The 12,268-nt window shown below is 60.7% G+C and carries 7 protein-coding genes; all 7 read right to left on the bottom strand.

Annotated elements, in window-relative coordinates; all coding sequences use genetic code 11:
• Positions 1-40: 40 nt before the first annotated feature.
• A complete protein-coding gene (locus ACMG4M_RS02335) occupies positions 41-2,071 on the bottom strand; it encodes a hypothetical protein (RefSeq protein ID WP_414430658.1) in 2,031 nt (676 codons plus the stop codon).
• Between the two features lie 57 nt (positions 2,072-2,128).
• Complete coding sequence (locus ACMG4M_RS02330) at positions 2,129-3,355, bottom strand: carboxylate--amine ligase (protein ID WP_035246113.1); 1,227 nt, start codon at positions 3,353-3,355, stop codon at positions 2,129-2,131.
• A gap of 1,133 nt (positions 3,356-4,488) precedes the next feature.
• On the bottom strand, positions 4,489-5,955 hold the full coding sequence (gene gcvPB, locus ACMG4M_RS02325) for an aminomethyl-transferring glycine dehydrogenase subunit GcvPB (RefSeq protein WP_335626212.1): 1,467 nt from the start codon (positions 5,953-5,955) through the stop codon (positions 4,489-4,491).
• Complete coding sequence (gene gcvPA / locus ACMG4M_RS02320; RefSeq protein WP_414430657.1) at positions 5,952-7,310, bottom strand: aminomethyl-transferring glycine dehydrogenase subunit GcvPA; 1,359 nt, start codon at positions 7,308-7,310, stop codon at positions 5,952-5,954. The genes gcvPB and gcvPA overlap by 4 nt, the downstream gene beginning before the upstream one ends.
• A 151-nt stretch (positions 7,311-7,461) precedes the next feature.
• On the bottom strand, positions 7,462-7,848 hold the full coding sequence (gene gcvH / locus ACMG4M_RS02315) for a glycine cleavage system protein GcvH (protein WP_272974645.1): 387 nt from the start codon (positions 7,846-7,848) through the stop codon (positions 7,462-7,464).
• A gap of 184 nt (positions 7,849-8,032) precedes the next feature.
• Positions 8,033-9,112 (bottom strand): glycine cleavage system aminomethyltransferase GcvT, encoded by a 1,080-nt coding sequence (gene gcvT / locus ACMG4M_RS02310; protein ID WP_335626210.1) that lies wholly within the window; start codon positions 9,110-9,112, stop codon positions 8,033-8,035.
• A gap of 194 nt (positions 9,113-9,306) precedes the next feature.
• Entirely contained in the window at positions 9,307-12,255 is a 2,949-nt protein-coding gene (locus ACMG4M_RS02305; protein ID WP_335626209.1) for an Ig-like domain-containing protein, read from the bottom strand.
• Positions 12,256-12,268 lie beyond the last annotated feature (13 nt).

Here is a 12,268-nt window from a genome sequence, read left to right as displayed (position 1 = left end):
ATCGTGTTGCCGGGCCTTGCGCGACGGGATCAGGCCTTGATCAACCCGGCCCGGTCGCCCCTTCACTGGCCTGCAGGCCACCCTCGGGCAGCCTGTCCGCGCCCCAGCTGCGCTGCAGATAGCCGCTGACTTGATCCAGTTGCTGCTGCTCAACCTGCGCCAGCTCACCCCGCTCCAGGGGATCAAAATGAAAGATATAAAGCCGTGACGCAAACTGCTCGAACGGCAGTGACGCCTCGCCAAAACGTTCGCCATGGCCTGCGGTGCTGACCACCACGCCATCGCCCCAGTCCTGACCGCTGTCGTTGTTGGGGTTATAGAAATACACCCGCATGACATCCTGGGGATCCAGCGCCACCCGCAAGATACTGATGGCATGCCAGCCGATAAAACGGGCAGCACTGTCGGTGACAGCGACCCCCGCAGGCTGGGGGTGTATCAGCGGCTGATTGCCGTTGTAGTAGGGATGATAGGCCGCATAGAAATGACGCAGGAAATCATCCAGCTCCCACAGCTTGCCGGTTTCCACATCCACATTGATACGAAAACCGCGGCCGGACCACCAGCCATGAAACTCCGGGTTCACCCAACGGTGGGGATCACCCTCACGCTCAATACAGCGGCGGCCCATTTCCGCATAGATCCGGTCCAGATGGGGCACAACCAGCAGAGACACCGGGTCCAGGTCCATGGGCAGGCTACTGGCCACACCGCCAACGCTTTCGCTGGAGGAAATCGGCTGGCCCTCGAAATGCATGATGATTTCATCGTCACGGGCCGCCCAGGTGACCATTTGCAGCAGGTAATCCGGATCGTTGTACGACCACATGGACAGCGCCCGGGCGGACTGGCAGGTGGGATTATTGCCCTGCCCCACGCCCAGTGGCTGCCCCAGCATGCACAGCACACCTTCGATCAGATGCGCCTGTGGCGGCACCTGATCCCCGAAAGCCAGTGCCAGGCGCTGGCACGACCAGTCAGACAGAACCAGGCCCAGCTGCCGCCACAGGGCCGGCGCCACTGGCGGTTGATAGAGAATGCCCCGCTCCAGCACCAACGCCAGGCCATAAATGGCCTGGGCAGTTTGCGGATGCACCGCCGCTTCAATCAACGCCTGCACCAGCTGCCGGTAACACAGCAGGCAATCGCGACCGGTTGACGACAGGCCCATGGCCTCCGCCACCAGGTGGTCACCCTCCTCCAGCAAATGGCGCAGCAACACCGGGTGATACGGCGACACCAACCCGGTGTCATGCATGGCCCGGGCAAACCCGGTGGCTTCGCCCTGCAAGGCCGTGGCATCCATGCTGGCGAGCCGCTCAAGGTAGATCGCCACGCCCGGGTCTTCCCGGCAGGCCCGGGTCGGGCCGAACAGGCTGCTCACCAAGCGGTCCGCCCCCTGCCCGCTGCTGCCCAGATCGATATCCGGATTGACCTGGCAGATGGCGATCTGCGTGACCATCTGCTTGACCGGCTCGGTCTGAATGGGGCGCTGATTGAGAATCCGCCAGATCTCTTCAATCAGCTTGTCGACGATATGCTCATAACCGATGCGCTCGGCCAGATGCTGCAACAGATTCTGTGGCAGCACCGCCAGGCGGCCCTGGGTTTCACGCTGCGCCTCGGAAGGCGGCGAAAACAGCATGGCCAGATTGAGCGCCAGCACCTGGGTGAGAAAATGGTGGGCCTGCTCGGCGGAAATCAGGGTGTGGCGGTAATCGCCACAGGCCACCGCCAGCATGCGCAGCTCGCTCAGGGCCTCGATCACCACCAGCTCAGCCTGGGCACTTTGCAGGGACTGGGTAGTGAAACCGGGAACCAGAATCTGCGGCTCCGCCCAATCTGTCCCGGCAAAAATCCCGGCCGCTTCCAGCGTCTCGATGCGTTCGCCCAGGGCCGCACAACCGCCCTCCTGCATCATTACCCGCCGGGCCGTATCCAGTACCCGTGGCACCTTGGCCGGCCGGGTAAAGGAGGGCGCCTCTGCCAACTGGGTGATGGCATCATCCAGCCGCACAAGTAGCAGAGACAGATTGCTGGACGCGGACGTCTCTGAATGGGTCGTAGACACAGGGCAGTTCCTTAACGAATCCGTGGGGGCCCGGCGGGCCCCATGGTGACAGCGTATTCACACATAGAAATCCAGCTCTTCCTGCCGCTTGAGCAACCGGTGCATCTCTTTCGGGTCGTCACCCATGAAGTAAATCAGCCCCCAATGGGTACCAAAGGCGGTGCGCTTGGTGACAACCTCTTCCATGGGCGCCGTCAGTTCATGGGACTCGAAGTAGGGATGGTCTTCGGTCTCCTCCGGGATCTCCAGCTGACTGACCACACGCCGACGCGGGTACACCCCGAAACAACCGGCATGGCCCTTGGCATCCACCACCTCTTTCGGGAAGTAAGCCTTCACTTCCTCTGTGGTGGCCTTGGGGTCGAACACCAGCATGGTGGCCTGATAGGCATTGAAACCCTCATAGACCCGTTCCAGCAACTCGAACACCTTGAAGCCCGGCGGGCGATAAGCCACTTCACCAAAGTACATCTCACCATCGCTGGTGACAAAGTACTCCGGATGAATCATGCCGAACTCGATATCAAAGGTCTTGATCAGCTTCTCGATCTGCTGGGTAATTTGCGGCCGGTATTGCTCAAGATCCGGCGACGCAGGGACATACACTGAATACCCCAGCGTCACATACTCGGACAGGTTGAGAAAACAGATCTTGCCATCATGGATCCAGGCCTCCACCGCAAATTCCCAGCCATCCAGATGCGACTCCATCAACGACGGGAATTCCTCATCAGGAATCGCATCCACCTCATCCGGAGTACGGATCACCCGGTGGCCCAGACAACCGGCCTTGTCAAAGGCCTTCAGGTGAATCGGGTCATTGGGATCACCATCCAGTTTGAGCAGGGTCTGGTTCACCCGCTTCAGGAACCGGATCACGTCCTCCCGGTCATGGGCTTCCTCAAAAATACCCACCCGGATACCGCCAAGCTGTGCGCGCCGCTTCATCAAGGACTTATCCCGCATCAGCATGGCCTGGCCCAGCAAACGAGGATTATCCAGCAGCACCGAATTAATCGCACCGGCCCACTCCACGGTTTCCTCATACAGCGGTACCGACACATCCACACCCATGTCTTTCAGGGTCTGGGCAATCTCCATGGAGCGATCATTCAGGCGTTCGAAATTCCAGGGCACGTAGGGAATATCATGCTCCTGGCAATACGCCTCTGCCCAGTCCGGGGCCACAACCACATAACGGCGATCAAACTTCTCCGCCGCCTCGACCGCGTTCAAACTCCATCCTAATAAAGCAATATAGCCTTTGTTGGGATCTTTTTTCATTGAGCGCCTCCTGTCGAAAATTTGGCATTGGCCCTTTACCGTACACTTCTCCACTTCTTTAACAACCGTTGACCTTTTGCTTTCACAGCATAGGCCGCAGCTCCCTCTTGAAAGAAAGAGACAAAATAGGGATAAAAAGAGGCTTGCCACCTGCGAGGGGTAACGTCGAATGCAGCACTATTCACCGCTTACAATGAGTCACCAAGGGAGCTCAGGAAGGGCGACTGCATAGAGTCAATGGAAATATTGATCTTCTTGAAAAGACTGACACAAGACTAAAACCATATGTAATCTCCGAATCCAAGAAAATCACAATCTTAGGCAGTGAAATTAATATTCGCCAAAGAGTAAGGCTCCCAAAAATTTAATGTAAAAACCTTCATCAACAATGAAACCATGGAGCCCTGAAAATATCCTTACTCAATACCCCTAGGCGTAGCTGGAAAATCCTGATCCTATCAGCCCTGCAATGAAAACCAGGACAGCGAACAACATGCCGACTGTAGCAACTAACGACGGATCACTCTTTTTCTTTCCAGCAATTAATACGGCCACCAATAAGTGAACCAATGGGAGCAATGTCCAAGAGGTCAATGACAGCCAAAAGAAAAATGTTTCTGCCCCACCAGTATAACCACGGGAACAAAGAAAGCATGTAAATCCAAATGACAGCCAACCTACAAAAATAAGAGTTATATATCGCCTTGATAGATTCATTGCCATTCTCACTCTCAAAGCCCCAAGCAGGACCATACCGGTTATTTCAAAAAACAGTCATACCATATCACATTATCCACATACCAACTTGCGGCTACTCAATCCCCTGCATACTCATAAAAATCCACGCCTTATTGAATATAGATTCTCATGAACCCATCAACTGATTCGTTTATTTGAAAATCCGGAAACCTGCAAACCTTAATCTAAATATTCAACTTGCTCGGCGCTGAAAACGGAGCCCCATGAAAATATTGGCTAAAAGGACAGCAATGTAGAAGGCGAGGAATAGGCAAGGGGTGGGCTGGGGGTGATCAGTCCGTTGGATCGCGGGTGATATATAAAAAAGAACCCGGCATTCGCCGGGTTCTTGTTCGCCATGCGAGCATGGCTCCTACGGTTTTTGTGGCCGGGAATCAGTCTGACCAGGTCAGGTCCAGTTCTCTGGCAGCTTTCACATCATCCAGGCGGCGCACCGGCTGGGTGAAGGGCGCTTCTTTCACCATGTCGGGCTCGGTTCGCGCTTCTTCCAGGATGGCGGCCATGGCGTCCACGAACTCGTCCAGGGCTTCCTTGCTTTCGGTTTCGGTGGGCTCGATAAGGAAGCATTCCGGCACCAGCAGCGGGAAGTAGGTGGTGGGCGCGTGCTGGTTGTAGTCCAGCAGGCGCTTGGCGATATCCATGGCGGTGACACCCAGCTCTTTCGCTTCTTTCGCAAAGGTGAGGATGAACTCGTGGCTGGCGCGGCGATCCGGGTAGGCGGCGGTGCAGCCCACGGCTTCCAGGCGCTTGAGCAGGTAGTTGGCAGCCAGGGTGGAAAATTCGCCCACGCGGATCATGCCTTCACGGCCCAGGGAACGGGCGTAGAAGTAAGCGCGCAGCAGCACACCGGCGTTACCCATGAAGGCACTGAGGTGGCCGATGCTGGTATCCAGGGTGTCGCTGTCGATCCAGTGGTAGCTGCCGTCGTCACGTTGGCCCGCCATGGGGGTGGGCAGGTAGGGCAGCAGGCGCTCGGACACACCCACCGGGCCGGCACCGGGGCCGCCACCACCGTGGGGGGTGGCGAAGGTCTTGTGCAGGTTCATGTGGATCACGTCGAAGCCCATGTCACCGGGGCGCACCTTGCCGAGGATCGCGTTCAGGTTGGCGCCATCGTAGTAGAGCAGGCCGCCAGCTTCGTGAACGGCTTTGGAGATGGCTTCGATCTGCCGTTCGAACACGCCGCAGGTGCTCGGGTTGGTCATCATCAGGCCGGCGGTCTGTGGGCCGCAGGCTTCTTTCAGGGCTTCCAGGTCCACGTCGCCGTCTTTGCCGACGGGCACTTCACGGACCTTGTAGCCACACATGACGGCGGTGGCCGGGTTGGTGCCGTGGGCCGCTTCGGGGATGAGGATTTCAGTGCGCTCATCATCGCCACGGGCTTCGTGGTAGGCGCGGATCATGGCCACGCCGGCGAATTCGCCCTGGGCGCCGGCCATGGGGGCCAGGGACACGCCCTTCATGCCGGTGACTTCCTTGAGGAAGTTCTGCAGCTCGAACATGCAGCTGAGGAAACCCTGACTGTGGCTTTCCGGGGCCAGCGGGTGGCGGTTGAGAAAGCCCGGCAGCATGGCGGCACGGTTGGCGCCACGGGGATTGTACTTCATGGTGCAGGAGCCCAGCGGGTAGAACTGCTTGTCGATGGCGAAGTTCTTGCTGGACAGGTTGGTGTAGTGACGCACCACCTGCATTTCGGACACTTCCGGCAGGCCCGGCTTCTGCTTTCGGCGCAGGTGCGCGGGAATCGCCGACAGCTTATCGTCGCTGAGTGCCTTGGGCGCCTGGGAGGTGGCGCTGCGGCCCGGGTGAGACAGTTGGAAGATCAGTTGTGTCTCGCTCATGCCAGCACCTCCTTCAGGGCTTGTTCGAAGAGCTGCAAATCCTGCTCGGAATGGACTTCGGTGGCGTTCACCAGGATCGCATTGTCCATGTCGTAATCAGTGGCCAGGCTGACGCCGCCCAGCACATCTTTCTCGGCCAGGGCCGCCAGCACCTCGCCCGCCGGTTTCGGCAGGGTGAGTACCACTTCGTGGAAGGTGGGTGCGGCAAAGGCGCGTTCCACGCCGTCTATGGCGGTGAGCTTGTCGGCCAGCGCCTGGGTATTGGCATGACTATGGGCGGCCACGTTGGTGAGGCCGTCCGGCCCCAGCAGGGAGGTGTAGATGGTGGCGGCGGTCATGGCCAGGCCCTGGTTGGTGCAGATGTTACTGGTGGCCTTGGAACGGCGGATGTGCTGTTCGCGGGCCTGCAGGGTGAGGGTGAAGCCCTGCTTGCCTTCCATGTCCACGGTGCGGCCGATGATACGGCCAGGCATCTGGCGCACGTATTTCTGTTTGCAGCACATGAAGCCGAAGTAGGGGCCACCGGAAGACAGCGGTACGCCCAGCGGCTGGCCTTCGCCAACCACGATATCGGCGCCCTGCTCACCCCATTCACCGGGCGGGGTAATCAGCGCCATGGCGGTGGGGTTAACCACGGCGATCACCAGCATGCCGTTGGCGTGGGCCCAGTCGGTAAGGGCATCCACTTCTTCCAGGCTGCCGAAGTAGTTGGGCTGGCTGATCACCAGGGCGGCGTAGTCTTCGCCTTCGTGGTGCTTGAGGGCGTCGATCAGGGTCTGCCCTTTTTCCTGACAGAAGGGCACGGTTTCCAGGGCCACGTCCTGGTTTTCCACGATGGCCTGGGTGGCGCTGGCGTAACGCGGGTTCAGGGCCGCCGGCACCAGCACCTTGCGGGATTTGCTCTTGCGGTTGGCGCGCAGGCTCATCAGCACTGCTTCGGCCAGGCCGGAGGCGCCGTCATAGACGGAGGCGTTGCTCACGTCCATGGCGGTGAGCCGGGTCATCAGGGTCTGGAATTCGTAGATCACCTGCAGGGTGCCCTGGCTCGCTTCCGCCTGGTAAGGCGTGTAGGCGGTATAAAACTCACCGCGGGTGGCAATCTCCCATACCGCCGCCGGGATGTGGTGCTGGTAGGCACCGGCACCGATAAAGCTCACGGCACCGGCGTCCATGGCCGCGCGCTCGTTCATCAGCCGGGTCACATCCATTTCGCTCAGCCCGTCGGGCAGGGCGTCGAGTTTGCCAGCGGCTTTCAGGTGCGCGGGGATTTCATCGAACAGGTCTTCGATGCTGTCGGCGCCGATGGCGTCGAGCATGGCGCGCACGTCATCGGGGGTATGGGGGATATACGGCATTGGGGTACCTGGATAGGTTGGGTGTTGGCTAATACAGCGCGCTACATCAGCACCGCAGGAGCGGCGCTTGAGCCGCGAATCCGTGCGAGGAAAGACATCGCAAGCACATTCGCGGCTCAAGCGCCGCTCCTACGGAGTGTTATCGCTAGCGTTATTCGCTTTCGATCTGCGCCTGGTACTGATCGGCGGTGAGCAGGTTGTCCAGATCACCGGCTTCGCTCATCTGGATCTTGAACAGCCAGCCGCCTTCATAGGGAACGTTGTTGACCAGTTCCGGTTCATCTTCCAACGCCTCGTTGATCTCGATCACTTCACCGGAGATCGGGGCGTAAATGTCGGAGGCGGCTTTCACGGATTCCACCACGCCGGCTTCATCACCGGCGGCCAGCACCTGGCCCACTTCAGGCAGCTCCACATACACCAGATCGCCCATGGCATCCTGGGCGTGTTCGGTGATGCCCACGGTCACCACACCGTCATCGTTCTTGGCCCATTCGTGGCTGGCGGCATAACGCAGCTCGGCTGGAATCTCGCTCATTGTTGTCTCCTTGGTTTAACGCTTCACGCGGCATGCTGCACGCATGACGCCGAAATCTGTATGTTCTGCAGGCTTGTCGTTGAAGCCATGCCTGGGTGCCAATTTCTTCGTCATGCAAGCATGACTTCCTACAAACCCCGGTCCAGTTCAGATGCCGTGGGAAGCGATGCTTGCATCGCGAATGCTACAACTCTTTGTACACTGCCTTGCCGTTACGCACGAAAGGCGGCTTGACCACCTGGGCGGGTTGGCGCTTGTTGCGGATTTCCACGTCCACCTTGCCGGTGGCGCCGGCGGGCAGCCGGGCCAGGGCGATGGACTTGCCCAGCGTCGGCGAAAACGTGCCGCTGGTAATTTCGCCTTGCTCGCCATTGGGCAACAACACTTGCTGGTGGGCGCGCAGTACGCCCTTGCCTTCCAGCACCAGGCCAACGAGTTCTCCGTGGCCATTTTGTTGCTGGTTGAGCAGCGGCTGGCGACCGACAAAATCCCGGTCGTTGAGTACCAGGGTCCAGCCCATGTTGGCTTCCCAGGGGGTGATGCTTTCGTCCATGTCGTTGCCGTACAGATTCATGCCGGCTTCCAGACGCAGGGTATCGCGGGCACCCAGACCGATGGGCGCCACGCCAGCGTCCAGCAATTGCTCCCACAGCTTCACCGCATCGGCACCGGGGAGCATGATTTCCACGCCATCTTCGCCGGTGTAGCCGGTACGGGCGATCATCCAGTCGCCCTCTTCGGCGAAGCCGAAGACTTTCAGGGTGTTCACCGCCTCGGCGCGGGCGCCGCTGAGCAGGCCGGCCACCAGGCTGCGTGCCTGCGGGCCCTGGATGGCGAGCATGGCCAGGTCGGCACGCTCGCGGATATCCACGGCGAAACCGCCGGCGTGCTTTTCCATCCAATCCAGGTCGGTCTCGCGGGTGGCGCAATTTACCACCAGACGGTAGTCATTGTCCCGCTTGTAGGCGATCAGGTCATCGATGACGCCGCCGCTGTCGTTGAGCATGCCGCTGTACAGGGCTCGGCCAGGGGTGAGGCGATCCACGTCGTTGGCCAGCAGGTGGCGCAGGAAGTCCCGCGCGCCGGCCCCGGCGATATCCACCACCGTCATGTGGGACACATCAAATACGCCGGCGTGCTGGCGCACCGCATGGTGCTCCTCGATCTGGGAGCCATAGTTGATCGGCATGTCCCAGCCGCCAAAGTCGACCATCTTGCCGCCGGCCGCCAGATGCGCGTCGTACAGAGCTGTGCGATGACCCATATAAACACCACTATTCAAATGAGCGGCAATTATATCGGCCCGAGGCCGAGGGGCATAGGCTGGCGGCATGGACAGGGGCGGATTGGTCGGGTATTCGACAGGGCGTGATGGAGATCGCGGTCGAACGACCGCTCCCACAGGGGCAGCACAGGGCTGGTTGCGGGAGCGGGCAGACGGCCGCGGCAGGTCAGCGGTTACTTGATGGAACCGCTCTGGAAGGTCAGGTTGACCCCGCCGGTGGGGATCTGCAGGTCAATGGTGGCCGCCCCGCCACCGATACTGACATCGATGTTCTGGGCATTGAGGCTGAGCAGACCGATCACCAGACGGCCATCCGGCAGGAATTCCACCGGACCGTTCAGTTGCAGATCGTTGAGCTGCAGGCTGTGTAGATTGTGCGGCAGCCCCAGCGGCGCTTCCATTTCCGGGGCATCCAGAAACAGATCCAGGGTGGTGTCGAAGGTCAGCGAATTGCCGTCGTGACGGATATAGCCGCGCACCGGCTCGGTACGATTGCCGTTGCCGTCATCCGCATAACGGGCCCGCATCACCAGTGGCTCGGTGGGCACTTCCGGCTCCACCAGACCGAGGATCTGGGCGTAGACGCTGCTGTTGGTGGTCATCAACACCGGCGGGTAGAGCAGCACTTCCACCGCCTGCTCGTCCTCGTTCCAGCCGATGATGTCCGCATTGATGCCACCGTTCAGGTAGGTGAACTTCTCGCCGGGGCAATCCTGGTTCAGTGGGCAGCCCACGTTGGCGCCAGTGGCCAGACCGCCGGTGCCGGTGACAAACAGGGAGGCGGCATTGGTGGGCGTGGGGTAGTCGCCGCTGCCCGGCGGGTCTTCCACCGCTTTTTGCTCACCGGCATCCATCTCGAAGTTGGCGTTCACATCCGCCTTCGGCAGGTTGCGCAGCGGCAGAAACACATTGCTGGTGGCCGGGGCACCGGTAAAGGCAATCGCCATATCCGGGCCACCTTCATCCGCAGCCGGCGCCAGCAACTGGGCGGTCTGCAGGGGCATACCCGCCACCGAGCAGATCACGTCCTGGCCGCAGCCGGTGTTTTCATGGGACCCGAGCACATACTGGTACAAGGTGCCCTCTTCCCAGGGCTGTGCGGGAATCACCGTCAGTGAGCGGGTGTTGCGGGACAGGTAGCCGGGCACCGCTTCCAGGCAATTGCCAGCGTTGTCGATTTTTTCCACTCGCACACTGCCTTCACCGCAGGCCTGGCCGAGCACCATGCTGCTGGCATCCATGTCCTGGGAGAATTGCACTTCAATAGGCCGGTTGGCAGGCATCGCATCCACCGGCAGCAGGTCGCCGGCCTGGTTCTGGAAGGCACTGGCGCACTGACCCTGAATGCCGTTGCCCAGATCGCGACTGGACGGATCCACGGCGCAGGGAAAGCCCGGGTACACAGTGGTGGTGTAAGGCGTGCGCGGCGCATCCGGGCTGTAAGCAGGCATGCTGAACAGCAGGGTTTCCGGGCTAGCCGGGTTACCGTGCAGGTCTTCCACACCGTCGGTGAGCGTGACCTGATACTCGGTGCCGAATGCCAGCGGCTGCTCCGGGGTGAGAATCAGCGAGGCACCATCCAGCTTCCACTGGAACGGCACCGCCACCCCCTGGTCGGTGAGAGTGACACTGACACCGGCTTCGATGCTGTCCTGATCCGGGGTTTCGCTGAGATTGAGGACAATGGGATCACCGGGGCGGAAGCGGTCCGCATAGTCACCGGGCTGCCAGCTTTGCAGGGTGGGCCCGGTGATATCCACCGGTGGCGCCGGGGCATTCTCCTGATCCAGGTAGGATTCCATATGGAAGCTGAGTACGCCAAAGGCGGTTTCGATACCGAGCACTTCCGGCTCGACCACACCCAGGGCATCGATCTCCATGCGCCCCTCTTCGACGATGGCACGGCCCACCAGCTCCACTTGCAACAGGGTCTGGGTGAAGGCGCCGTTGGCACGGGAATCGGCAGTGGAAAACGCCAGATCCAGGGTCAGCATGATGCGGCGCGGCGCTTCCGGGCGGGCACTGTAGGGGGCCGGCAACAGGTAGCCGGTGGCATCGGACAGGAAGCTCACCGTCACCTCGCCGGAATCAAAGCCGGCGGGCAACTGGCCACCGATCAAGACTTCCAGCGGCGCACCTTTCAGCAGCGCACCCTTGCGAATCCGCAGCGGCGAGGCGTCCGGGTAGTTGGGAATAAAGGCCAGGTCGGCAAACAGATCCCCGGACAGTTTCGACACCGTGGTGTTGCCCAGCAAACGGGCAATCAGGGGCACACAGTTGATCGGCGCGCCAGTCAGCGGAGACAGTGTCACGCCCTCCTCATTACAGCCTTTCACCGGGTCGGCGGCCATGGCTTCCAGAGCCAGGGTTTCACGGGGCCGGGAGTCCTGCGGGTTTACCGCAAACTCACTGTCGCCGGTCAGGGCCGTGCCGAAACGGCTGCTCAGGGCGCTATCGAGCATCAGGGTATAGCTCTGCCCCGGTTGCAGGTCGCCAGCCGGGTCTACCGTGAGGCGGTTGCTGCCTGCCAGCACGCTGGCCTCCACCAGGTTGCCGCTGCCATCTTCCAGGCTGACGGTGGTGCCGTACTCCACGGTGCCCGGGTCCAGCGGCTGGCTGAACTGCACGTGCAGGGTAGAGAAATCCATCAGCGGGCGGGTGTCGTCAGCGGACGGCGAAAAGCGGCTGACGGTAAAAGCCTCCGCCTGCTGTTGCTCGCTGGCCGGGCCCTTGCCGGCAGTGCCGGTGGTGAAGGCCAGCTCGCCCCCGCTGAAACCGACCAGCGTCATGCCGTCCAGCTCTAGTCGGTAATCGCTCTGGAAAGCCAGCGGCGCCTGAGGGGTCACCACCAGGGACCGGTCCTGGTCGGCGCGGGATAGCACCACATCCACCTGGCCATCCGGCCCCACCAGGCTCACGTCCTGATCGGCCAGTGTTGGCGGCTCGGAAAACTGCACCACCACCGGCGCATGCACGGACACGCCGGTCTGTTCATCCGCCGGATAGCTGTAATAGACCTGCCCTTTTTTACGGGCGCTGTAATCCACCGTCTGCTCGCTACCGCCGCCACAGGCGACCAGCAGCGACGCGGCGGCAATCAGGGAAAGTATTCGCAACATCATGCTTGCCTCCGCA

It is taken from the genome of Alcanivorax sp. IL3 (assembly GCF_047495465.1).
Classification (GTDB): domain Bacteria; phylum Pseudomonadota; class Gammaproteobacteria; order Pseudomonadales; family Alcanivoracaceae; genus Alcanivorax; species Alcanivorax jadensis.
This window is presented reverse-complemented; position numbering and strand designations above follow the sequence as displayed.